Source organism: Delftia sp. Cs1-4 (assembly GCF_000214395.1).
In the GTDB taxonomy this organism is placed as follows: domain Bacteria; phylum Pseudomonadota; class Gammaproteobacteria; order Burkholderiales; family Burkholderiaceae_C; genus Comamonas; species Comamonas acidovorans.
In genome coordinates this window covers 750,286-772,436 of record NC_015563.1, presented here as the reverse complement: position 1 = coordinate 772,436, position 22,151 = coordinate 750,286, and the positions used below count along the sequence as shown (strand labels likewise).

The window sequence follows — 22,151 nt, the reverse complement described above, 5'->3', positions numbered from 1 at the left end:
AAGCTCACCGCACAGAAAGCGTGGGCGAGCGTCGTTGCAGGTATGACTCCGAGCCTCGCGACCACGCCTGATGTGTGGGGGCCGCTGCAACGCTCCTCGGAGAGGCGCTGATTATACCGATCCCGGGGATGCCTCACCGCCCAGCCCCACAAGCCGGTAGCCCACCTGCAGCTCGGTCACCAGGTGGCGCGGCTGGGCCGGCTCGTCCTCGATCTTCTGGCGCAGATTGGCCATGTGCACGCGCAGGTAGTGGGCGCGGCCCAGGTACTCGGGGCCCCAGACCTGCAGCAGCAGCTGGCGGTGGGTCATCACACGGCCCTGGGCGGCGATCAGGGCCGCCAGCAGGCGGAATTCGATGGGCGTGAGGTGCACCGGCTGCCCCGCGCGCCGCACCTCATGCGTGGCCAGGTCCACCTGCACCGGGCCGAAGTGCACCTTGCTGGACGCGGCGGTGCCGCCCGCCCCACCGGCAGCGCCCAGCTGCTGGCGGCGGCGCAGCATCACGCGCAGCCGGGCCAGCAGCTCGGGCACGCCGAAGGGCTTGACCAGGTAGTCGTCGGCGCCGGCATCCAATGCGGCCACCTTCTCGTCCTCACGCTCGCGCGCGGAGAGCACGAGCACGGGCACGGAGGACCACCCGCGCAGCTCGGTCAGGACCTGCTTGCCATCGGCGTCCGGCAGGCCCAGGTCGAGGATGACCAGGTCGGGCTGGCGGCTGGCGGCCTCGATCAGGCCGCGGCGCGCGCTGTCGGCCTCGAAGACCAGCCAGCCTTCGTCTTCCAGCACCAGGCGCACGAAGCGGCGGATGCCGGGGTCGTCCTCGATCATCAGGATGCGGTTGGCGGGCGTGCTCATGGGGGGCTTTCGTGCATGGCGGGACTCTAATCCAGCGCAGGCTGCTCGGGCACGGGAAAGCGCAGCGTGAAGATGGTGCCCGGGCCGGGCCGTGCGGCGGCAGCCTCGATGCGCCCGCCATGCGCCTCGACAATGCTGCGCACCAGCGCCAGGCCCAGGCCGATGCCCGAGACGGTGGACTCGGCCGTGCCACGCGTGAAGGGCTCGAACAGCGTCTCCACCGGCAGGTGTGATGGTAGGCCCGGCCCGCCGTCGCGCACGGACAGCAGCAGTTCGCCATCCTGCACACACGCACTGATGGCCAGCGGCGTGCCGGCCGGCGTGTACTTGGCGGCGTTGTCCAGCAGATTGACCAGCACGCGCTCCATGAGCAGAGCATCGATCTGCAGCAGCGGCAGGCTGGCGGGCACGTCGGTGCTCACGGGATGCTGGCCCAGGCGCGCGCGCATCTGGCGCAGCGCGCTGCCCACCACTTCGTCCAGCGGCAGCCATTCGCGCTGCAGGTGCACGCCGCCTTGCTGCAGGCGCGCCATGTCCAGCAGATTCTCCACCAGGCGCTGCATGGCCTGCGCCTGGATGCGGACCTGCTCCAGCATGTCGGCCGCGCCGCCCGGCGGTACATGGCGCTGCGCGGCCTCGGCCGCGCCCAGGATGGTGGTCAGCGGGGTGCGCAGGTCGTGCGAGACGGCCGACAGCAGGGTGTTGCGCATGCGCTCGCCCTCCATGGCGATCTGGGTCTGCTGGGCCACGGCCACAAAGTGCTGGCGTTCCAGCGCCAGCGCCACCTGGCTGGCACAGGCCTCCAGCAGGCGCTGCTCCTCGGGCACCTCCAGGCGCTGAGGCGCACGCAGCTGCAGCACCAGCACGCCGCGCATGCGCACGGGTGCGGCCAGCGGCACATAGCGGGCCGGTGCGGCCGGCAGCGTGTCCGTACCCTGGCCGGCCTGCTGGCCATGGTCCATGGCCCAGCGCGCAATGCTGTCGTCCATGGGGCAGGGGCCGCCGCCCGCGGGCCGCAGGCGCTCGTCGGCATCGGGCAGCAGCAGCCCGGCCTGGGCGTCGAACACGCCCGAGACCGTGCGCAGCGCGATCTCCACCACCTGCTCCTGCGTGAGCGCGCCCGACAGGTCGCGCGCCAGCCGCGCCAGGGCGCCCGCGCGCCGCTCGCGCTCGGCCGCCACGCGCGCCTCGTGGCGCAGCCGCGCCATGAGCTGGCCGCAGACCAGGGCCACGCCCAGCATCAGCACGAAGGTGAACAGGTACTGCGTGTCGTTGACATGGAAGGATCCGCGCGGGGGCACGAAGAAAAAGTCGAAGCACAGTACCGACAGCAGCGCCGCCCAGGCGCCCGGGCCACGCCCCCAGCGCAACGAAGACAGCACGACGATGAGCAGGAACAGCATCACCACGTTGGCCGGGTCGAAGATGCGCAGCAGCTGCTCGGCCAGCACCGTGGCGGTCAAGCAGGCCAGGGTCACGCCGGCATAGCCCTTCCAGGGCAGCGGCCTGCGCCGCAGCGGTGCGGCAGGCGCGGCCTCGGTCCGGGCCGCGCTGGAGCCCCCGGAGAGCACCAGCACGTCGATGTCGGGATGCAGCTGGACGATGCGGTCAGGCAGGCTGCGGCCCCACCAGCGCCAGGGCGACCATGCCGGGCGCGGCGGCTGGGCCAGTACCAGGCGGCTGGCGTTGCGCTCGCGCGCGAAGGCAACCAGGGCCTCGGCCACATCGGCGCCCGGCAGCGTGGCCGTCTCGGCCCCCAGGCGCGCGGCCAGGGCCAGGGTCTTGAGCACGGCGGCCTGCACGCTGCGCGGGCGGTGCTGGCGCTGGGGGGCGTCCACGTAGACCACCATCCAGTCCGCATCGAGCCGTCGCGCCATGCGCGCGACCTGGCGCACCAGCGCGTCGTCGCCCGCGTGGCCGGCCACCGCCACCAGCAGGCGCTCGCGCGCAGGCCAGACCGTGCCTATGGAGCGCTCGCGCCGGTAGTCGCGCATGTCCTCGTCCACGCGGTCGGCCGTGCGGCGCAGCGCCAGCTCGCGCAGCGCCAGCAGGTTGCCGCGCCTGAAGAAGTTGCGTGAGGCCCGCTCGGCCTGCTCCAGCATGTAGACCTTGCCGTCCTTCAACCGGCGCAGCAGTTCGTCGGGCGAGATGTCGACGACGATGACCTCGTCGGCATCGTCGAAGATCTGGTCGGGCACGGTCTCGCGCACCGTGATGCCGACGATGCCGCCCACCACGTCGTTCAGGCTTTCCAGGTGCTGCACGTTGATCGTGGTCCAGACATCGATGCCTGCGTCCAGCAACTCCTGCACGTCCTGCCAGCGCTTGGGATGGCGCGAACCCGGCGCATTGCTGTGCGCCAGTTCATCGAGCAGCAGCACGCGCGGCCGCCGCGCGAGCGCCGCATCCAGGTCGAACTCGCGCAGCGTCCGCCCCTGATGCGGCAGCTCGCGCAGCGGCAGTTGCTCCAGGCCATGCAGTTGCTGCGCCGTTTCCTTGCGGCCATGGGTTTCCACGAGTCCCACCAGAACCTCGCGGCCCCCCTGGCGTTCGCGCTGGGCGGCGGCCAGCATGGCGTAGGTCTTGCCCACGCCTGCATTCGATCCGAAGTAGATGCGCAGCTTGCCCCGTCCCTCCTGCGCCCGCTCATGGCGCAGGCGCGCGACCAGGGCGTCAGGATCGGGGCGCGGCAGACCGGGCGGCGCCGGCTCGGCAGAGGACGAAATGGGCATGGTTCTCAGCCTAGCACCAGAGCGTGCTCCCACACTAGAACGCCGCCGACAGCGACAGCACCCAGCCGCTGCGGCCCAGGCTTTGCATCTGGCCCGCCGCGTTGGCCGCGCGGTAGTAGCGCGTGTCGGCCGAGGTGCCGGCCCAGGCCAGCGTGGCCGTCCACGGTCCCCAGCTGCGGGCCAGCGAGACGCGCCAGTCGGCATATGACAGTTCGCTGTAGTTGCGCACCTGCGTGTGGCCGGCATGCAGGCCCAGCACCGCCCAGTCGCCCAACGGGTGCTGGTAGTTCAGGTCCAGATAGCTGCTGCCGCGTGAGCTGCCGCTGCCGGGAAGCGCCTCGGCAAAGGCCGTGGCCGCCGTGCTGTCGCGCAGCCCGAAGTAAGGCGTCAGCGCCAGCGACCATTTGGCGCTGAAGCCGCCGTTGGTGACGCCCAGATAGGCCTCGGTGGTGTCGTAGCGCACGCCGCCGCTGCCATCGCCCCGGGGCACGCGCGCGCCGGGGTAGTTGTAGTGCAGCAGGCCGATGTCGCCCGTCCAGCCCGGCAGCAGCTCGGTACGCCAGCCGCCGTACAGGTCCAGCTCCAGCGCGCGGCCATCCAGATAGCTGTGGCGCGACACGCTGGAGCCGGACACGCCCAGGTAGGCGCCCCGCGGCAGCGACAGCTCCAGCCCGCCCTGCAGCGCCGGCCCCATCCAGCTTTGCGAGATGCCCCGGAAACGATAGTCGCTGAGCAGCGTCACGCTACCGGTGAGGGCGTAGGCGGGTGCGGGCGATTCCTGGGCAGCGGCGCTGGCAGCGCTGACGGGGGAGGTCTCGGCCTGCGCATGGCAGGATGCGGCCGCCAGCGACAGCAGTGCGGCCAGGGAGAAATGGGGGACGGCACAAGCGGCCGTCATGGAAGAAACGGATTTCATCTTGGTTTTCTTGAAGAGAAGAGCAAAGCGGGGCCTGCCCGGCCGGGCAGGCGGGCCGCACAGAGTCACGCCAGGTTCAGAGCTACCAGCAGCATGTCGATCAGCTTGATGCCGATGAAGGGAACGACCAGGCCACCCAGGCCGTAGATCAGCAGGTTGCGCCTCAGCAGGGCAGAGGCGCCAATGGCGCGGTAGGGCACGCCACGCAGGGCCAGCGGGATCAGCACGATGATGATCAGCGCGTTGAAGATCACGGCACTCAGGATGGCCGAGCCCGGGCTGGCCAGCCCCATGACGTTGAGCGCCGACAGCTGCGGATAGGTGCCCACGAAGGCGGCCGGGATGATGGCGAAGTACTTGGCCACGTCGTTGGCCACGCTGAAGGTGGTCAGCGCGCCGCGCGTCATCAGCATCTGCTTGCCGGTCTCCACGACCTCGATGAGCTTGGTCGGGTTGCTGTCCAGGTCCACCATGTTGCCGGCCTCCTTGGCCGCCTGGGTGCCGCTGTTCATGGCCACGGCCACGTCGGCCTGGGCCAGGGCGGGCGCGTCATTGGTGCCATCGCCGGTCATGGCCACCAAGCGGCCTGCGGCCTGGTGTTCGCGGATCAGGCGCAGCTTGTCCTCGGGCGTGGCTTCGGCCAGGTAGTCGTCCACGCCGGCCTCGGCCGCAATGGCGGCCGCCGTGAGCGGGTTGTCGCCCGTGATCATCACGGTCTTGATGCCCATGCGGCGCAGCTCGGCAAAGCGTTCGCGTATGCCGTGCTTGACCACGTCCTTGAGCTCGATCACGCCCAGCACGCGGGCACCGTCGGCCACGACCAGCGGCGTGCTGCCGCGCCGTGACACATCCTCCACCACCTTGAGCATGGCGGGCGGGAACTGGCCGCCCAGGGATTCAACGTGGCGGCGCACGGCGTCGGCCGCGCCCTTGCGCAGGCTGCGCGTGGCGCCGTCCGGCTGGGGCATGTCCACGCCGCTCATGCGCGTCTGGGCCGTGAAGGGCACGAAGACCGCATGCAGCGTGGCCAGGTCGCGCTCGCGCAGGCCATGCATCTCCTTGGCCAGCACGACCACGCTGCGGCCTTCAGGCGTCTCGTCGGCCAGCGAGGCCAGCTGCGCCGCATCCACCAGCTGCGCGGCCGTCACGCCGGGCGCGGGCAGGAACTCGCTGGCCTGGCGGTTGCCCAGAGTGATGGTGCCGGTCTTGTCCAGCAGCAGCACGTCCACGTCGCCGGCCGCCTCCACGGCGCGGCCCGAGGTGGCGATCACGTTGGCCTGCATCATGCGGCTCATGCCCGCCACGCCAATGGCCGACAGCAGGCCGCCGATGGTGGTCGGGATCAGGCACACCAGCAGCGCCACCAGCACCGTCAGGCCCACGACCTGGCCGCTGCCCGTCAGCTCCACCGCAAAGGACGAATAGGGCCGCAGCGTAACGATGACCAACAGGAACAGCAGCGTCAGCCCGACCAGCAAAATGGTCAGCGCCAGCTCGTTGGGCGTCTTGTGGCGGCGGGCCGACTCCACCATGGAGATCATGCGATCGAGGAAGGACTCACCGGGATTGACGGTGATCTGCACCACCAGCCAGTCCGACAGCACGCGCGTGCCGCCCGTGACCGAAGAGAAGTCACCACCGGCCTCGCGGATCACGGGGGCCGATTCGCCGGTGATGGCGCTCTCGTCCACCGAGGCCACGCCCTCGATCACGGTGCCGTCCAGCGGCACGGTGTCGCCGGCCTCCACCAGCACCCACATGCCCGAACGCAGTTCTTCGGCACCCACGGGATGCCAGCGGCTCTGGTAGTTGGCCTGCTCCAGCTTCTTGGCGACGGTGCTGCGCTTCATGCTGCGCAGGCTGGCGGCCTGGGCGCGGCTGCGCCCCTCGGCCAGCGCCTCCGCAAAGTTGGCGAACAGCACGGTGAACCACAGCCACAGCGCAATCGCCAGGATGAAGCCCGCAGGCGCTTCGCCTTCCCCCGCCAGGGCCTGGGCCCAGAGCAGGCTGGTGAAGATGGCGCCCAGGTAGACCACGAACATCACCGGGTTGCGCCATTGCGCGCTGGGTGCCAGCTTGCGGATGGAGTCACCCAGCGCCTGGCGCACCAGCGAAGGATCGAACAGGGACAAAGCAGTTTTGCGCGACATGGCTTACTCCTTGGCGGCATGGACTGCCGCAGGCTGCAGCGTCGCGGCCGAAAGATCGTCCAGCGCCAGATTCATCTGCAGCACGTTCACGCGCGGCTCGCCCAGCAGGCCCAGCACGCGCGGCTCCACCTGCTGGCGCAACAGTTCCTGGACCTTGGCCACGGGCAGTTGGCGCTCGCGGGCCACGCGCGGCAGTTGCAGCTCGGCATTGGCCACCGAGATGTGCGGGTCCAGGCCGGAGGCCGAGGCCGTCACGGCATCCACAGGCACAGCGGCATCTGCCGCCAGGCCATTGAGTTCGCGGTAGGCCGCCACGCGCGCCGCCACGGACTCCTTGAGCGCCGCATGGGTGGGCCCCTGGTTGGTGGCAGCCGACAGCGCAGCGTTGTAGGGCGCGGCCACCGTGGCATCGGCCTTGTCGGGGTCTGGCGCCGTGGTGGCACTGGGCCGGCCCTGGAAATAGCGCGGCGAGGCGAACTCCTGCCCGATCAGGGCCGAGCCCACGACCGAGCCCTGGCGCATGACCAGGCTGCCATTGGCGGTCTTGGGAAACGCGGCCTGGGCCACGAGCGTGGTGACCAGCGGATAGGCCAGGCCCGTGACCACGGCGACGAACAGCGCCGACCGCAGGCTGGGACCGAACAGCGAGCGCAGCCCGCCTGGAACGGCCTGCGTTTGAGCCTGCGCATCAGCGCGCAGCACCGGCAAGGGGCCGGAAGTATGTGTTTGAACTTGCATCTCGAAACCTCCGCCGCACGGCCCTGCCAAGGCAGAACCGGCGGCCAAGAAAAAAACGGGCTCAGCTGGCTCAGGGATTCAGGGGTAGACCTGTCCTGACAGCATCTGCAGCTGCTCGACCACGGGCCCCAGGGCCAGCGAAGGCAGGAAGGTCAGCCCGCCGACCACGACCACCACGAAGACCAGCAGCCCCATGAACAGCGGCGTGGCCGTCGGGAAGGTGCCCGGCCCCGCAGGCACGGTGGGCTTGGCCGCCAGGCTGCCGGCCAGGGCCAGCATGGGCAGCAGCGTCAGATACCGGCCCGCCAGCATGGCCAGGCCGATGGTGGTGTTGAAGAACGGCGTGTTCGCATTCAGGCCCGCAAAGGCCGAACCGTTGTTGGCCGTGCCCGAGGCATAGGCATAGAGCACCTCCGAGAAGCCGTGCGGCCCCCGATTGGTCAGACTGGCCATGGTGTCGGGCCAGACCGCAGCCAACGCCGTGAAGCCCAGGATTGAGATCGGGTGCGCCATCACGGCCAGCATCACCAGCTTGATCTCGCGCGCCTCGATCTTCTTGCCCAGGAACTCGGGCGTGCGGCCGATCATCATGCCGGCCAGGAAGACCGTGAGGATGGCGTACTGCAGCAGGTTGATCAGGCCCACGCCATCACCGCCGAACACGCAGTTGAGCATCATCTGTGCCAGCGGCACCAGCCCGCCCAGCGGCGTCAGCGAGTCATGCATGGCATTGACCGAGCCTGTGGTCGCGGCCGTGGTCGTGGCCACGAACAGCGCCGTATCGGCGATGCCGAAGCGCAGCTCCTTGCCCTCCATGTTGCCGCCCGGCTGGGTGGCGCTGATCTGCTGGTCGGCACCTGCGGCCGTCAGCAGCGGATTGCCGGCCTGCTCGGCCGTGAACACCAGCGCCAGAAAGCCCACGAACATCACCAGGCAGGCGCCGAACAGCACCCAGCCCTGGCGACGGCGCAGCAGCATGGAGCCAAGCGCATAGGTCAGCGCCGACGGGATCAGCAGCATGCCCAGGATGTGGAATGCGTTGGTCAGCGGCGTGGGGTTCTCGAACGGATGGGCCGCATTCATGCCGAAGAAGCCGCCACCGTTGGTGCCGATGTGCTTGATGCTCTCCAGGCTGGCCACGGGGCCGAGAAGAATCTGCTGGCGAGCGCCCTCCAGCGTCGTCGCCCAGGCCTGGCCATCCAGCGTCTGCGGCACGCCCTGCCACACATAGACCAGGGCCACCACAAAGCTCAGCGGCAGCATCACGCGCCAGAGCATGCGCACATAGTCCACCCAGTAGTTGCCCAGGTCCGAGGCACTGGAGCGCGCCAGGCCGCGGATGACACCCGCCGCGGCGACCACGCCCGTGGTCGCGCCAGCGAACATCATGAAGGTGATGGCCACCATCTGCGTGGCGTTGGACAGGCTGCTCTCGCCCGAATACGCCTGCCAGTTGGTATTGGTCACAAAGGACACGGCCGTGTTGAAGGCCAGGTCCGGTGTCTGCGCCGCATTGCCCAGCGCATTGAGCGGCATCCAGCCCTGCAGGCGCAGCAGCGCATAGCCCAGCAGCAGCATGGCGCCGTTGGACAGCAGCAGCGCCAGCCCGTAGCGCTGCCAACCCATGCGCTCGGCCGGGTTCACGCCCAGGGCGCGAAAGCTCAGCCGTTCGATCCAGGCATGGTGCTCACTCGTGAAGCAGCGTGCCAGCCACTGCCCCATGGGCACGGCCAGCGCCGTCATCAACAGCAGCACCAGTGCATATTCCATCCAGGTCAACCACATGGAGGTCTCCTTTCAGGCAGTCAAATCCGGCCCAGCGCTGCCACGAAGGCCAGCAGGCCCCCGAAGCAGCCCAGGCTCAGGGCGATAAAGATCAGGTCTTGCATCTGCGCCACCTCAGAACTGCTCGGGCCGCAGCAATGCGTATCCGAGGTAGACAAACACAGCCAGGGCGCCCAGGGCGCCCAGCCATCCGGTGATTTCGGTCAGGGTCATAGGAATTTCTCCCGCATCGGCACCGCTTGGCGGCACCTGTTGTTGCGATGGGGAAAACTCTAGGGCCGGGGCTGTCAAGGATGGGTTGAGATTGGCAGGAGCCGTATCAAGACGGCATCAAGAAGATGAGCGGCTCCCCGCTGACCGCACTGCCACTACCCAAGGACCTGAACGCATCGTCGACGGCCCATGAACAGCAGATACCTCTCCGCCACCGGCCCACCGACTTCCGCGGCCGTGCCCGCGCAGGCCCGTCTTGAAGGCTCCAACGAGCGCCGCGCCTTCCTGGCCAGCGCCGGCCTGCTCGTGCTGATCTATCTGGGATGGCTGCTGGTCTTCTGGCCCGGCGTACTGGGCGAGGACAGTTCGGCCATCCTCCAGGAAGTGGACAGGCCCGAGCACTTTCGCTCGGGCAAGAGCGTGTTCTGGTACTACTTCGTGCGCTGGACATATGGCGTCACCCACAGGGTAGAGGTGCCCGTTGCCATCCTGCTGTTGCTGTGCGCCCTCTTCTTTGCGCGCATGTTGGCCTGGTACTGGGCGCGCGGGCACCGCCTGCTGTACGCCGTGCTGCTGGTCTTCGTCTGCGCGGCGCCTCATATGGTCTATTTCATGGCCACGCTGTATCCAGACGCCGTCTTCGCCGTGGCCTCCTGCGCCTTGCTGTTCGAGCTTTGGTGGATTTGCAGCCAGAAGCGACATAGCCATGCCAGCCTGGCCCTCATCGCGCTGGCACTGCCGTTTGCGGTTTTTGTGCGCGCCAACGGCATCCTCTTTCTGGCACCAGCCGTGGTTGCGATCTTTCTGGTCCACCGCAAAAGCCGCTTGCCGCTGTGCGCCATCATCGGCCTGTGGTGTGCCCTGGCCTATGCGGGCACGCAGATGCACAAGCCTGCTGCGCAAAGCGCCACGGATTCACTGGTGCTCTTCGAAACGGTCAAGCTGCTGCAGCCCAGGGCCATGAACGACCTCTGGCAAAAGCAGCCTCTCATGAACGACCCCTGGGTACTGCAGTCGCCCAAGCTGTCGGCACGCACTTTGGAAATCCTGGAAGGCCATGCTCCGCGCCAGCTCATGCTTGCCTACTCGGACCCGGTCTACTGGGACATGCTGGTGTTCCATCCGCAGGGGCCTCAGCTCTTCGGCCTGACCGAAGAACAGCGCAAGGAGCTGGCGCGTGAATTCCTGCGCTACAACCTTTGGCACAACCTGCCCGATGTGACGGCCAGCCGCGTCAATGTGCTTCTGTCGGCCGCGCTGGCCCAGGGCGGGTTTCCGGCGCTCGACTATGCCCGCTATGTGATCAAGCGCACCCAGGCGCAATCGCAAATGCGGATTTTCAGGCTGGATTCCGCAGAAACCGCGCTGCGCGGCCTGCTTCGCCAAAGTCATGCCTGGCGCTGGCTGCTGTGGACGCCCTGGCTGGGCTTCGCGCTGCTGGCCATGGTCCTGTGGCATGGCGTGCGCCAAAAGAACCTGCCAGCCTTGCTGATCAGCGTGCCAGCAGCCATTCACCTGATCGCCATTGCGGTCTTCGCTACTGCAGGCGAATATCGATACTTGCTGCCATTCTTCGCTCTCACGCCAGCTCTTTTGGCTGTACTCATATCTCGTCCCGGCATCTCCGGAGCAAATGCTGTAACAACCGCTTCGCCGAAGGCATTGGCGGATTCCTCCGACAACCCGCTTGCGACACGCGCTCTGTAAAATGCGCCGGTTCGCCGCAGCCGCCAGCCGGTACGCGCGCCCTGCTATTTACCCATCTCCTGGATTCCCCCTTGACTTACGCCCTGGAAACCCGGCGCCGCCGGACTTTTGCCATCATTTCCCACCCCGACGCGGGCAAGACCACGCTGACCGAAAAGCTGCTGCTGTTCTCGGGCGCGATCCAGATCGCGGGCGCCGTCAAGGGCCGCAAGGCCAGCCGCCATGCCACCTCCGACTGGATGGAAATCGAAAAGCAGCGCGGCATCTCGGTGGCCAGCTCGGTCATGCAGATGAGCTATCGCGACCACGTGGTCAACCTGCTCGACACGCCCGGCCACAAGGACTTCTCGGAAGACACCTACCGCGTGCTCACGGCCGTGGACTCGGCGCTGATGGTCATCGACGCCGCCAACGGCGTGGAATCGCAGACCCGCCGCCTGATCGAGGTCTGCCGCCAGCGCGACACGCCCATCATCACCTTCGTCAACAAGATGGACCGCGAAGTGCGCGATCCGCTGGACATCCTCGACGAAGTCGAGCGCGAGCTGGGCATGCCCTGCTGCCCCGTCACCTGGCCTGTGGGCCAGGGCCGGCAGTTCGGCGGCATCATCAACCTGCTCACCCAGACCATGACGGTGTTCCAGCCCGGCAGCGAACGCCGCCCTCAGGACTTCGAGGCCATTCCCCTGGCCGAGGCCGACAAGCTGCGCGCACGCTTCGGCCAGTCCTTCGACGATGCGCTGGAAAGCATGGAACTGGCCCAGGGCGCCTCGGCCCCCTGGGACCACGAGGCCTTCCTGGCAGGCAAGCTCACGCCGGTCTTCTTCGGCTCCGGCGTGAACAACTTCGGTGTCATGGAAGTGCTGGATGCCGTGGTCGACATGTCGCCCCCGCCCGGCCCCCGCAAAAGCTCGCTGCTGGTCAACAAACAGCCTGTGGAAAAGATCATCCAGCCCGAGGACGAAGGCTTCTCCGGCGTGGTCTTCAAGGTCCAGGCCAACATGGACGCCAACCACCGCGACCGCATCGCCTTCGTGCGCGTGGCCTCGGGCAAGTACACGCCCGGCATGAAGATGAAGGTCCAGCGCACTGCCAAGGAGCTGCGCCCCACCTCGGTCGTGACCTTCATGAGCCAGCGCCGCGAGGCCGTGGAAGAAGCCTATGCGGGCGACATCATCGGCTTCACCACGCACGGCGGCGTTCAGCTGGGCGACACCATCACCGACGGCACCAACCTGCAATTCACGGGCCTGCCCTTCTTCGCCCCGGAAATGTTCATGACCGTGGTGCTAAAGAACCCGCTGCGCACCAAGCAGCTGCAGCAGGGCCTGATGCAGCTGGGCGAGGAAGGCGCCATCCAGGTCTTCAAGCCCGAGGCCGGCGGCAACATGCTGCTGGGGGCCGTGGGCCAACTGCAATTCGAAGTCGTCCAGCACCGCCTGAACGCCGAATACGACTGCGACATCCGCCTGGAAGGCTGCCAGTACACCGGCGCTCGCTGGATCACGGCCGACACCCCGGCCGAGCTGCGCGAATTCGAGAACGCCTACCCGCTGCGCATGGCGCGCGATGCGGCCGATACGCTGGCCTATCTGTGCACGTCACCTTATGACGTGCGATTGGCGCAGGAGCGGTTTCCGAAGATACATTTCCATCCGCTGCGCGAGCATGCGGGGTTGGCTTTGCAGGCTAGCTAAAGTGGCCAGGGCGTCTTGCCCTGTCACCGCACCGGCATGAACAAAACGATTCGCCTGTAGGCCAGAAATAGACAGGATAGGGAAATATTCCAGGCTTTCGAAAACCCGAAGGAATGAATAAATACAACAATTCCCGCACTATAGTTTGAGGCATCAGTCACTCCTCAAAAAATCGCATCACATGCATAGAAATCAACTGGATAAAATAAGAATTCTGGCCGCCTTGGTTGTTATTTTTTCGCACCATTATCCACTCACGGGCAACACTCCACCAGCCTGGCTGGAGACTCCATGGCTGAACTGGTCCATGATGGGTGGAATTGGTGTCATGGTGTTTTTCTGCATCAGCGGTTATCTGGTGACACAGAGCTGGTACAGGCAGCCAGAATTTTTCCCCTTTCTCTGGAAACGTGTCCTGCGTCTATGGCCAGGAATGCTGGGCTCCGTTCTTTGCGGAGTTTTCCTCTTTGGCCTTTTATCCAGAAGCCAGTCACTAGCCGAATACCTACAGAGCACGGCAACCTGGCATTTTCTCTGGATTAACTTAACACTGATACAGGAGTATGGCACCATCCCTGGGGCATTCGTGAAAACCCCCAATCCTGGAGCAGTGAATGGGGTCTATTGGACCATCCCGATGGAGTTCATTTGCTACCTAATTCTGGCTGGATTGGGTCTAGCAGGGATTCTTCGCAAGACTGTGCTCTTCAAAATTCTCTTACTCATCTATATCGCAAGTTTTCTCTGGTTCGAAAACTCCGATATTACAGGAAGAATCAATCACTGGGTCGAATATCCAGCATTTTTTGCTTCGGGAGCACTCATTGCCCTGCACCAAGAATGGTTCCGACTACACGGAGGCAAACTGCTTTTCTACATTACCCCACTCTTGGCTGCCATTTATTTTCTAACACCCTATACGGGCACATCGCGCTTCTTCTTACTTTCCCCGCTTATTATATATCTAGGAAATCTTCCCGCGAAAGAAAACTGGCTCAGCCGGCTCGGAGATCCCTCATACGGCATCTATCTTTATGGATATCCGATAGCGCAATCGGTCGAGACATTATGGCCAGACATGAGATTTCTTCCAAGCCTTCTCCTAACTTTCGCATTTTCCATCTGCGCAGGATATGCATCTTGGTTGCTACTAGAGTCACGCGCGCTACGGTGGAAGAATAATTATCCAAATTCTAAGAAGCTAGTCAATCAAAATTAGCAGGGCAAGAACAGTTGCTTATTCACCAAGTCACGCTGCAATAATCCCCCATTATCTACCCAATGCAACAAACCAAGGAATACTATATATCTACTCCAATAATGAATCCGAGCCACCCTAGATGTACGATAACAGAAAGTCATTTGCATTCTTCAGACTGGACCAAGAGGATGTATTGGAGTTGACCCGGTTGCGTGGACACATCATTCTTTGCGTTCAAGGAGCCGCAAATTTCCAAAGTCAGGCCGCCGTATCCGGTGCAGTTCAGGCGGCAGATAGTCGAGTTGGTACGTGCCGGACGCACGCCTGCCGAACTCTCACGCCAATTCAACGTCACCGCGCAGTCCATCACCAACTGGGTAGGTCAAGCCGCCATTGATAGCGGCAAGGAAGGCTTGACCTGCGTCGAGCGCGAGGAGTTGGTACGGCTGCGCAGACAACTGCGTCAAGTTCAGCAGGAGCGTGACATCCTGGCAAAGGCTATGGCCTGATTTGCCAGTCGCATCGATGCGACTTCGATGAAGTCTTCGGACTCGTGATGGCAAACCAGGCCGACTCCCCGTGCGCACCATGTGCCGTGTTCTAGGCGTATCCGCCAGCGGTTTCTACGCTTGGCGAGAGCGCAGGTCTTCCCAGCGCAGCATCACCAACGCGGTAATGACCGAACGAATACGCCAGATTCACAAGGACTCATACGAGTCCTACGGCATGCCGCGCGTGAGGGCCGAGCTCATCGAGCAAGGCGTCTCCATCAGCCGACAGCGTGTTGCGCGCCTCATGCGTCTGGCCCGCATCCAGTGCATCAGCCGCCGCCGTGGCTTCATGATTACCACGCGCCAAGACAAACGTGTCTCACCCGCCAACGACCTGGTCAAGCGCCAGTTCAAGTCCAGCGGTCCCAATCAACTCTGGGTGGCCGACATGACCTACGCGCCCACCTGGACGAGGTTCTTTTACTTGGCCGTGGTCATCAACGTGTGGCGTGTGGTGGGTTGGTCTATGGGCGAGAGAATGACGACCGACCTTGTGCTATCGGCGCTCAACATGGCGCTGACCCAGCGCAAGCCGCAAGACGTCATCCACCATAGTGACCAGGGCAGCCAATACACCAGCTTGGCCTTCAGCGAGCGCCGCCGCCAGATGGGTGTCGCCCCTCAATGGACTGTGGGAGATGCCTATGACAACGCGATGGCTGAGAGCTTCTTCGCCAGCCTGGAGGCTGAACTCATTGAGCGTCACAGCTTTGAGTCAAAGGCTCAGGCCCGCATGACCGTCTTCACTTGAATTGAAGGTTGGTACAACCCCAGGCGCCGTCACAGCGGTCTGGGTTACCTCTCACCTCTAAACTTTGAAAGGAGCCAGCAGGCACGATTCAATGCCTGCAAGCACGACCCATCGTACGCTGACGAAGCACCCCAGATGGTTTGAGAATCAAACCAGAAACCGTCCACCGGACCGGGTCAACTCCAAATCCAACTCCAACTCGACCATGCCGTTAGTCTAGGGGTGGTACGGCTTGTTATGTCGTTTCTCGATGCCATTGATCAACAGATCCGCTCAAAGATGTGACCGATGTATGTGTCGGTGACGCAGCCTCTGACGCGTTCTTACCCTGTAAAGGCCATGCCGTTGCCCGTGAGAATGGTATGAATGCGATACGGGGAGGCCATAAGCACCTATCGAAGGAGTTGCGCTGCATTGGCTTTTGTGGCCCTGTTAGAGAGCGCGACATACATGAATTTCTTGACGCGATCTATGGCGACAAACATTTGCTGTTTGCCGCTGGAGAACTTCATTTCGGCGCTGTCAATGTGCACGGAGCCCAGCGTTGTTTCTTCAAACTTTCCGTTCCTTCGCGGCACCTGCATTGCGGGCTGTCGACTGATTCCGTGACGCTGCAGGCACGGTGCAGGGCGCTGCGGCTGAGCTTGAGCGCTGTCTCAAGCAGTTGCGCCATGAGATCGTCCAGCGACAGATACCCTTGCTTGCGTAACGCAATTGCCAGATGCTCTTGCTCTTGGCTTGCTCTGTCTTGCGGACCAGAGGCTCATCGAGCACAGAGGTGCGGTACGCCACTTCGCCACGGTCTTAGGCTTGATGCCGTAGAACTTGGCGAAGGACCGATGGGAACCGGTCGCTAGCTGGAGCCCTGTGCGAATACGCGACGTCGTGCGGGCGCTGCCATGCTGGCGGATTGCCAAAGTGCTTTCTCCTGTGCCAGGCTGCAGAATACACCATGACTTCCTGGGACCGTACACTGGAGAATGCACCATGGCTCTCCGGAATCTCACATCATATTATGGACACGAGATCCACAGGATATTCTTCGACTCTGTGCAAAATAATTTCATCAATTCCGAAGAGGAGATTTCTGAAATTCGGCAGCAGAATTATCCAAAACCTCAAACCAATGCAAATCCTTGAATTCACCTATCCATCGCAATGTTGGGTTAGTGCGAAGATCTTGCGAATACTCAGAAATCACCACAACCCTTTGCACTCCAGTTCTTGAAAAATCAAAGCGCTGCGGATGTATCTTGACGCCAACATGGTCTAAGATAGGAGAATAAACCACAAACCCCTCAGAAGCCTTTACACTGGCATCAACCTCAAAGAAAAGATGTTGGTAACGGTTCACCACAGGCCACTGAGAATCAGGAACCCCCATTCTTCTCCAAAAATCCTTATGCGGATAATACAAGGCACCATTGGACATAGGAATTCCTGCGCCAGACATTATCAGGGGACCTATCCCCCCACCATTCACAGCCAGAGTTCTAAGCTTTCTCCCTGAATTATTGGAATCAATAACAAAAGGAAGATTACCCTCCGCTAGTTCTATACTCTGAGGCGCTCGACTTAATGGATTAAAGGAAAGTGTCGTAAGCAAATGCACCGCAATCAACGCGGCAACAGCAAACCCAGTCCGACCTCTCATCATCCACCAGCATATGGCAGCTCCTGCGATCCCCATCGAAGCCGTATAAATGACACTCCCTCCCGGCATGAAGACTTTGGGCATACGCATCAGAGTTGCTGCAATAAGCAGGGCACTCATAGCGGCCACCCCTGCTGAAATCAAGTAACCTCTCCACAGTCTAATAGTTGTATGCCGCGCAAGATCGGAATATTTTTCACGATTTGTGGCGAAGAGTGCGATCAAAATACAGGTAGTCAATCCCACTCCCACATCCATACGCGTCACGGGCACATTCCCCCATAAGGAATATTTTGACAACCAAAGAGGAAACCCATAGAAGCCATATATCCAGTATAGACCCATAAATACAAAGCACCCCAATATCTCCCATCGATACTGCGAACTATTTTTCCAGCGCATTACGCATAGCACAATCATCAGCAATGGCAAAAAGAAATAGGAACTGATTTCGGATTGATTTGTTTCGGGCCCCGATGTACGAAGAACGGTATCTGCATTCGTATAGCCACGTAGATGCCACCACCAGGCCATATCTCCACCCAGTATGGTCCCTCTTTTTCCAGGATATTCAGTTGCCTTCATTAAGGCCACAGCCTCTTGCGAATCCAACCACCAGCTGCCCAAAATAGCCGAGACCACACCAATAGCGACAAAAATACCAAGTACCTGCGGCCAGCCGAATCTCAGCTGGCTACGCTGATCTATGCACCAACCCACCCCAACAAAAAACAATACGCTACCAACCGTAATAAGCCATGGAGGATAAAGCACGAGAAACCACGCCGCCACGGCCCAGCCCAGAGGCAGTCCGAGAACCACACCCAACCAGCGCCGAGAAGTCGTCAACAGATGACCAGCCAACACAAAAGCCATCGCCGGAAACATCGTGGCATATAAAGGCCAGTTAGACCATGCCGCAGCATAGGGGGCAACAGCAAAGGTCAGCGAAACTGCGAGATTCAATCCCCTCTGGCATGGCCGTAGAAAATTGAGCAAACACCAAACTGCCAGCAGCCCCCCCCAAAACGGCAATTGCCATTGCCAGCTCATGGCTTGTCGCAATGGCAAAAAGAAATATCCCCATGTCGCGGGACGCGCCAATGCAGCCAACTGCAGCACAGGAGCCCCAGTCATGCCTATGACTCCCATATTTTGTCCATCAGGGCCGATATTGGTGTTGATGACAGGAAAAGGTGGCTCATGATGAATTTGCGCCAACACATTGGGCATCAAAACCCCCCATTCATCAGCCCGGATAGAACGCAAACCAAAAATTTTGGCATTTCCACCTCGAGCATCCAGAATGCTATGCCCATAAGGTGTCTCAAACATCATTCTCACCGAGCTTCCAGTGACTCCGAATGCAACCAGCGCAGCAAAGATAATTAAACCAATGACATAAGATCTTTTACCTCGCACCCACTTCGAGAAAGTGCGCACCAATATGCCGCGACCTGTCCCGAAAAATCTTATAACCGCAAGCACTGCAATAACAACACCCAACATCCACCAATGTCGAGATTTAATTCGTTCCACAATAACATAAGATTTATCAGTCCCATTAGGAAAAAATTCTTTATGACCATCAGCATATGTGGCCTCAATTCTTAGCGGATACGCACCCGCAGCCATATCGTCAGGCAACTGCAGCACCCACCTGAACCCAAGCCCGATCTGCCCACCTGTCACAGGATTATCTGCCTGAACATCTTCCCTCACGGCCCATCCCACATCCTTAGACTCAAAATCCAGCCCAGCAACTGAAAGCCTCAGAGAGGGTATGTCCTTGCCATCCTTTCCGGCAAGCATCCACCCTTCAAGCGTGAGCCCTCCAGAGGAAGATTCATAAAGCCATCGCTCCAGCACCCCCGGCGACCGATGCACGCCCGAACTCTGAGCATACCCAGCCGAAGAAGTAATAAGCAAAAACAGAATTAGCAGTAAACGGATCATGCTCATATAATTTAAAGAAGGCAAGAAGCCTTCTCCTTTTCTCAATGCCAATTTTCCAGATCTAAAAAATCTAAAAACTCAGTTATATTAAACTAGAATTCAAACCGATGCACACCAAAATTTCACAATATCACGAATGTTGCCACTAAGGATAGTCCGACTCTTCACGAACATACCTGACACGATATCCTCCGTTGTAAAGTGACAGTCAAGTACCAGTTCGCGCAGTTTTTCCTCAACCTCTATGCATTACATTTGCATATGTACTGTAGCGTCTTTTAGGAAGCACCAATGTGCAGCATCCAGCCTGACGCTCGACTTGCAGCCTTTTAGCCTTGCAGTTCTTTACCCATGACTCCCCTACTCACCACCATCACCATCCTGTGTGTAATCGGCATCTCTCTCGGCCAGATGCTCTTCAAGAAGGCAGCCCTGTCCATGCCCGAGGCTGCAAGCTGGCAGCACTGGGTCTTCAACGGCTGGCTCATCACCGCCCTCGCTCTTTATGGGATCACCACGCTGGTGTGGATATGGGTGCTGCGTCATGCCCCTCTTCATCTAGCCTACCCGTTCATGGGCTTGGCCTTCCTGATCGTTCCGTGCTTGGGATGGCTCTTCCTTGGCGAGCCCATCCGCATGCCCACCATCATCGGCGGCACGTTGATCCTTGCTGGAATCACCATCACTGCTCATGCATCGTGAGCACTCGGGAACAAACGCTCGCACTCCACACTCCGTACGAACCATTCGTTTCCGATCAGCCTCATCCGTATGCCGAATTTGCGACCCACACTCTCAACCAGAAAGCATGCAGCCAGCATGAAGCAATCAAATGAATAGAAATAGATCATTTGCGGCACTATTCCTGACGTTGGCACTGGCTTACGGCAGCTGGCTCCTGATATTTTGGCCAGGGATATTAGGAGAGGACAGTCTTGCCATTATTCAGCATGTAATGGAACCCGAAACACACCACTCTGGCAAGCCTGCATTCTGGTTTTATTTTGTCGGATTTCTTTACAAAAATCTACAATTGGCCGAAATTCCTATCCTGCTTATTATTTTCATAAGCATACTAATTCAGGCAAGAATTCTTTCCTGGTGCTGGTTCCAGGGAATGCACAAAACGGCAATTTTTCTTCTATCCTTTATTTGCCTTGCTCCGCATTTTATATTTTTCTCCAGTTCTTTGTATCCCGACGGCATCTACTCGATTGCGACCGTCGGACTGCTCTTCGAGATATGGCTTGCCGCGAAGAACAAAAAAATCTCTATCGCTGCCTTATCCATAATCTTTATCACACTACCCTTCGCCTCATTCGCACGACCTAATGGTATTATATTTCTGGCGCCAACATTTTTCTTACTATTTTTGGTTGATCGCAGAAGCCGAAATCTCTTGGGAACCTTGCTTTTAGCGTGGTGCGGCCTGATGGTTGCGGGGTCAAATGCGCGATTTTTCTATAGCCATGGAACCATCTTTCCGCTAGCAATCCATGAAACGGTCGGCTTCCTTCAACCAAGAGCCATGGATCTGGCGAGGGACAACCCAAGAATATCTCCTGACACAATAATAGCGCTTGAAAAGCACAGACCGCTGGAGACATATATCAAAGGTTATGACCCAGACTACTGGGACACCCTGACGTTCAAGCCCGACGGTCCGCAGGTAATGAAAATGGATAAGGCCGAGCGCAGAGTCATCATCAAAGAATTCATACGCTACAATCTCTGGCAGAATTTCCCCAAGTTTCTTGGCAGCCGCGTAAATATCTTCATGACTAGCGCATTGGCAGACGGAGGTCTCCCCAGCCTTTCCTATTCTGAGCGAATACTACAAAGCACCGGATCTCAATCCATTTATCGAAAATTCCAGCTCAAGATACTGGAAAATTTTGCCACGCAGGTATTTAATTTCAGCTACCGGTATCGCTGGATTTTTTGGACACCATTCCTTGGAATCGCACTACTCTTCTGGGCGGCACGGGTGGGTTTTCAGGAGAAAGACAAGGCACTTCTTCTCGTTGCAATACCAATGCTTGCCCAAGTGGGGGGCATATTCGCATTTTCGATTGCTGGTGAGTACCGTTATCTTCTGCCATTTTTTCTGCTTCCGCTGATTTTGCTACCTGTGCTTTTGGGTAGAAGATCAGCACCCGGACAAACCGCCCAACACAGACAATCGACACCCGAGCAACTAGGCTATCCTCCCGCGTCGGCCGAGGCCGGAGTTCCATGACTGAAGACGCACTCACGAGACACCCCATGCGCATTGCCGTCGCCATCCCCTGCTACAAGGTCACCCAGCATGTGCTCGGTGTCATCAACGCCATCGGCCCCGAAGTCGAGGCCATCTATGCCGTGGACGACGCCTGCCCTGCCGGCAGCGGACGCTTCATCGAGGAGAACAACACGGACCCACGCGTGCGCGTGCTCTACAACCCCGAGAACCGGGGCGTGGGCGGCGCCATCGTCACGGCCTACAAGGCGGCGATTGCCGACGGCATGGACATCGTGGTGAAGATCGACGGTGACGGCCAGATGGACCCCTCGCTGCTGCCGCTGTTCGTGCGTCCCCTGCTGCGTCACCAGGCCGACTACACCAAGGGCAACCGCTTCTACCGGCCTGAGTCGGTACAGGACATGCCGCCGGTACGCTTGTTCGGCAATGCCGTGCTGTCCTTCATGACCAAGCTCAGCTGCGGCTACTGGAACGTGATGGACCCCACCAATGGCTACACCGCCGTGCGCACCTGCGTGCTGGCCGAGCTGCCGCTGGACAAGCTGGAAAGCCGTTACTTCTTTGAGACCGACATGCTGTTCCGTCTGAACACCGTGCGCGCCGTCGTCAAGGACGTGCCCATGGACTCGGTCTATGCCGATGAGGAGTCCAACCTCAGGATCGGCAAGGTGCTGCCCGAATTCCTGCGCAAGCACGCCTCGCGCCTGTGGCGGCGCTATGTCTACAACTACCTGGTGCGCGACTTCAACGTGGGCACGCTCTATAGCCTGAGCGGTACGTTGCTTGTGCTGCTGGGCACCCTCTTTGGTCTCTGGCGCTGGATCGTCAGCAGCAACAGCAGTCATCCCGCCACCAGCGGGACTGTCATGCTGGCGGCGCTGCCCATCATCATCGGCATCCAGTGCCTGATCGCCTTTCTGCACTACGACGTGAGCAGCGTGCCCACCGAGCCGGTTAGCCTGTCCCTCGAAGACGAAGCCGTCGCCTGACCGCGCAGTCTTCG

General features: G+C 61.2%; 14 protein-coding genes, 1 pseudogene and 1 riboswitch. Of the genes and pseudogenes, 7 read left to right on the top strand and 8 right to left on the bottom strand.

What is annotated here, in order from left to right:
- Positions 1-19: 19 nt before the first annotated feature.
- Positions 20-104: riboswitch (S-adenosyl-L-homocysteine riboswitch) on the bottom strand.
- Positions 105-111: 7 nt separating this feature from the next.
- The 7 genes from DELCS14_RS03400 to DELCS14_RS03370 form a co-directional block, all read right to left on the bottom strand.
- Positions 112-855, bottom strand: a complete 744-nt coding sequence (locus DELCS14_RS03400; RefSeq protein WP_013800444.1) for a response regulator — start codon at positions 853-855, stop codon at positions 112-114.
- Between the two features lie 26 nt (positions 856-881).
- Positions 882-3,587, bottom strand: coding sequence for a sensor histidine kinase KdpD (locus tag DELCS14_RS03395; RefSeq protein ID WP_013800443.1), 2,706 nt, complete (start codon positions 3,585-3,587; stop codon positions 882-884).
- 34 nt (positions 3,588-3,621) lie between these two features.
- Positions 3,622-4,485 (bottom strand): TorF family putative porin, encoded by an 864-nt coding sequence (locus DELCS14_RS03390; RefSeq protein WP_013800442.1) that lies wholly within the window; start codon positions 4,483-4,485, stop codon positions 3,622-3,624.
- An 83-nt stretch (positions 4,486-4,568) separates the two neighbouring features.
- Complete coding sequence (gene kdpB, locus DELCS14_RS03385; protein WP_013800441.1) at positions 4,569-6,653, bottom strand: potassium-transporting ATPase subunit KdpB; 2,085 nt, start codon at positions 6,651-6,653, stop codon at positions 4,569-4,571.
- A 3-nt stretch (positions 6,654-6,656) separates the two neighbouring features.
- The gene (gene kdpC, locus DELCS14_RS03380; RefSeq protein WP_013800440.1) at positions 6,657-7,391 is read right to left on the bottom strand and encodes a K(+)-transporting ATPase subunit C; all 735 of its coding nucleotides are present in this window, start codon (positions 7,389-7,391) and stop codon (positions 6,657-6,659) included.
- Positions 7,392-7,469: 78 nt separating this feature from the next.
- A complete protein-coding gene (gene kdpA, locus DELCS14_RS03375; protein ID WP_013800439.1) occupies positions 7,470-9,176 on the bottom strand; it encodes a potassium-transporting ATPase subunit KdpA in 1,707 nt (568 codons plus the stop codon).
- Between the two features lie 114 nt (positions 9,177-9,290).
- Positions 9,291-9,389: a potassium-transporting ATPase subunit F gene (locus DELCS14_RS03370; RefSeq protein WP_013800438.1), complete on the bottom strand. Its 99-nt coding sequence runs from the start codon at positions 9,387-9,389 to the stop codon at positions 9,291-9,293.
- Positions 9,390-9,578: 189 nt separating this feature from the next.
- Here DELCS14_RS03370 and DELCS14_RS03365 point away from each other — a divergent pair, with 189 nt between their 5' ends.
- The 4 genes and pseudogenes from DELCS14_RS03365 (at position 9,579) to DELCS14_RS29650 (ending at position 15,440) form a co-directional block, all read left to right on the top strand.
- A complete protein-coding gene (locus tag DELCS14_RS03365) occupies positions 9,579-11,096 on the top strand; it encodes a hypothetical protein (RefSeq protein WP_013800437.1) in 1,518 nt (505 codons plus the stop codon).
- Between the two features lie 71 nt (positions 11,097-11,167).
- Positions 11,168-12,793, top strand: coding sequence for a peptide chain release factor 3 (locus DELCS14_RS03360; protein WP_013800436.1), 1,626 nt, complete (start codon positions 11,168-11,170; stop codon positions 12,791-12,793).
- Between the two features lie 181 nt (positions 12,794-12,974).
- Positions 12,975-14,012 carry an acyltransferase gene (locus DELCS14_RS29655; RefSeq protein WP_013800435.1) on the top strand — a complete coding sequence of 346 codons (1,038 nt, stop codon included), beginning with the start codon at positions 12,975-12,977 and terminating at the stop codon, positions 14,010-14,012.
- Between the two features lie 230 nt (positions 14,013-14,242).
- A pseudogene (locus DELCS14_RS29650) lies at positions 14,243-15,440 on the top strand (IS3 family transposase).
- Positions 15,441-16,362: 922 nt separating this feature from the next.
- Here DELCS14_RS29650 and DELCS14_RS29645 read toward each other — a convergent pair.
- Complete coding sequence (locus DELCS14_RS29645; protein WP_157158231.1) at positions 16,363-18,957, bottom strand: hypothetical protein; 2,595 nt, start codon at positions 18,955-18,957, stop codon at positions 16,363-16,365.
- A 300-nt stretch (positions 18,958-19,257) separates the two neighbouring features.
- Here DELCS14_RS29645 and DELCS14_RS03340 point away from each other — a divergent pair, with 300 nt between their 5' ends.
- The 3 genes from DELCS14_RS03340 (at position 19,258) to DELCS14_RS03335 (ending at position 22,137) form a co-directional block, all read left to right on the top strand.
- Positions 19,258-19,608 carry an EamA family transporter gene (locus tag DELCS14_RS03340; RefSeq protein ID WP_013800432.1) on the top strand — a complete coding sequence of 117 codons (351 nt, stop codon included), beginning with the start codon at positions 19,258-19,260 and terminating at the stop codon, positions 19,606-19,608.
- A 130-nt stretch (positions 19,609-19,738) separates the two neighbouring features.
- Positions 19,739-21,145 (top strand): hypothetical protein, encoded by a 1,407-nt coding sequence (locus DELCS14_RS29640; protein ID WP_013800431.1) that lies wholly within the window; start codon positions 19,739-19,741, stop codon positions 21,143-21,145.
- 26 nt (positions 21,146-21,171) lie between these two features.
- Positions 21,172-22,137 (top strand): glycosyltransferase family 2 protein, encoded by a 966-nt coding sequence (locus tag DELCS14_RS03335; RefSeq protein WP_172642975.1) that lies wholly within the window; start codon positions 21,172-21,174, stop codon positions 22,135-22,137.
- Positions 22,138-22,151: the final 14 nt, after the last annotated feature.

Excerpts from the sequence above, each read along its gene's own strand:
- DELCS14_RS03400 (WP_013800444.1), bottom strand. The coding sequence starts at position 855 with ATGAGCACGCCCGCCAACCGCATCCTGATGATCGAGGACGACCCCGGC.
- DELCS14_RS03395 (WP_013800443.1), bottom strand. The coding sequence starts at position 3,587 with ATGCCCATTTCGTCCTCTGCCGAGCCGGCGCCGCCCGGTCTGCCGCGC.
- DELCS14_RS03390 (WP_013800442.1), bottom strand. The coding sequence starts at position 4,485 with ATGACGGCCGCTTGTGCCGTCCCCCATTTCTCCCTGGCCGCACTGCTG.
- kdpB (WP_013800441.1), bottom strand. The coding sequence starts at position 6,653 with ATGTCGCGCAAAACTGCTTTGTCCCTGTTCGATCCTTCGCTGGTGCGC.
- kdpC (WP_013800440.1), bottom strand. The coding sequence starts at position 7,391 with ATGCAAGTTCAAACACATACTTCCGGCCCCTTGCCGGTGCTGCGCGCT.
- kdpA (WP_013800439.1), bottom strand. The coding sequence starts at position 9,176 with ATGTGGTTGACCTGGATGGAATATGCACTGGTGCTGCTGTTGATGACG.
- DELCS14_RS03370 (WP_013800438.1), bottom strand. The coding sequence starts at position 9,389 with ATGACCCTGACCGAAATCACCGGATGGCTGGGCGCCCTGGGCGCCCTG.
- DELCS14_RS03365 (WP_013800437.1), top strand. The coding sequence starts at position 9,579 with ATGAACAGCAGATACCTCTCCGCCACCGGCCCACCGACTTCCGCGGCC.
- DELCS14_RS29655 (WP_013800435.1), top strand. The coding sequence starts at position 12,975 with ATGCATAGAAATCAACTGGATAAAATAAGAATTCTGGCCGCCTTGGTT.
- DELCS14_RS03340 (WP_013800432.1), top strand. The coding sequence starts at position 19,258 with ATGACTCCCCTACTCACCACCATCACCATCCTGTGTGTAATCGGCATC.
- DELCS14_RS29640 (WP_013800431.1), top strand. The coding sequence starts at position 19,739 with ATGAATAGAAATAGATCATTTGCGGCACTATTCCTGACGTTGGCACTG.
- DELCS14_RS03335 (WP_172642975.1), top strand. The coding sequence starts at position 21,172 with ATGCGCATTGCCGTCGCCATCCCCTGCTACAAGGTCACCCAGCATGTG.